Source organism: Shewanella sp. SP2S2-6 (assembly GCF_031931965.1).
In the GTDB taxonomy this organism is placed as follows: domain Bacteria; phylum Pseudomonadota; class Gammaproteobacteria; order Enterobacterales; family Shewanellaceae; genus Shewanella; species Shewanella baltica.
In genome coordinates this window covers 1-1,547 of the sequence record NZ_JAUOEQ010000069.1, presented here as the reverse complement: position 1 = coordinate 1,547, position 1,547 = coordinate 1, and the positions used below count along the sequence as shown (strand labels likewise).

The window sequence follows — 1,547 nt, the reverse complement described above, 5'->3', positions numbered from 1 at the left end:
GCATGTTGATACGCAGCCCAGTGTGTTTTAAAAATACTACCATTATCGTCATTTATATTATTTTCATGGGTTATTTTCATATCATCGTAGTCTTTAGACATACACGAAATAAGCTCAAACAACCCCTGCACTGATTCTTTGTTCCAGTGCGGCCCCATGCGGTAATCCAAGGACAAGCAATCTGTAAAAACGAACAAACCCAACTCAGGGATATGCTTACCACTTGGACTTTTAAGCCCATCAAAACATAAATGAAAAGATTCTGCTTCTCCAGAGACAACCTGTATGGCTGGGTTATCTTCAAAACCAAAAGGAACATCGCAATCTTTTGACGTGGACCAATAACTCGGTTCCTTTGAAGAAATACGAACTGCATGATTCCTTATGAACTCATAGCCACGAATCACTTCATCAGCTGAAAGATGGTCTAGTTCAATATCTGGCAGTGAACCATCGTCCGTTCCGAAAACTTCTAGCAGGCTATCCCAGTTATCGATCATTTTGTATGCCTAACGCTTGTGTAAATTGCGCATTGGAGCGCAGCGTAAATGCGTCAATTTGACACACTTGTTAGCATTTTTGCCATACGCTCTAAGTCACTTGCGACATCATTGAATCCGAAGTAATTCGTCGGGTGCTCATACATCATGTCGTGATGTCTTTCCAATGGTTCGTAATTAGGTATCCGCGACCGTAATTCATCTCTAAGCATTAGAGCGTCTACGCGAAAGCGGCGATCATATTCTGCATTTCGCTCATTTGATAGCCGCATAGTTTCGTTTGTATTTCTTTCCCACGCTGCATTTCGATCTTCTTCGGTTTGCGCTGAGCGCATGGCGGAACGTTCTAAAGCACTTACACGATCATCTTCGCGCCTGTGCCTCTCAATAAATTCACGTAGATTTTTAACAACCTCCAAGGTTCTTTCTTTTAAGGCTACAGCATCGGAATCTACTACTTGCTGAACCTTATCATCGTATTTGAGAGCTCTATCTTTATATGATTCAGCCTGTTCAGACTTCAAATGCAACCGATCTTTAAGAGCCTCGTTTGACGCTTTTATTTGATCTATGACTGCTGTAAATCTCCACTTTGCGGCCAAATAGGCGAGGCCAAACATAATTGCAGCAAGAATAAGAAATACAAATGGAGCTTGAGAGACTACTGACCATTCCTTTGCTATGTATTCAATTAGTTTTTCCACGATGATTCCTGATGAATGCTAACGCCTGCCACAACGGCTTGGGTGAAGTGGCAGCGTTTTTGCGTCTTTTTGCAAAAACGGTGACAGTTTACCCAAGTCCGATTGATGGCACTTGTGTACGCCCAGCATGGGCATGAACTAATGAGGTGAAAGTCCTCTGTAGGAAGATCACCGTTCAATAACATGCTGTTATTAAACGTTAACTACTAGCGAATGGCAAGGGCTTATCCGCGAGGATTGGTCTGAAGGAAGCCGCTAGCAAATTTGCGAGCTGATGAACAAGAACATCATATGAGGCGTAGGCTAGAGGTGAGTTGGCAGGGCCTCCCCCACGAAGTAAGGG

Annotated in this window: 2 protein-coding genes; both read right to left on the bottom strand. The window is 43.2% G+C overall.

Going from position 1 to position 1,547, the window contains the following annotated elements:
* A partial coding sequence (locus Q4Q57_RS21985) for a hypothetical protein (RefSeq protein ID WP_311892033.1) occupies positions 1 to 500 on the bottom strand: 500 nt, incomplete at its 3' end.
* Positions 501 to 553: 53 nt separating this feature from the next.
* Positions 554 to 1,204 (bottom strand): hypothetical protein, encoded by a 651-nt coding sequence (locus tag Q4Q57_RS21980; protein ID WP_311892032.1) that lies wholly within the window; start codon positions 1,202 to 1,204, stop codon positions 554 to 556.
* Positions 1,205 to 1,547 lie beyond the last annotated feature (343 nt).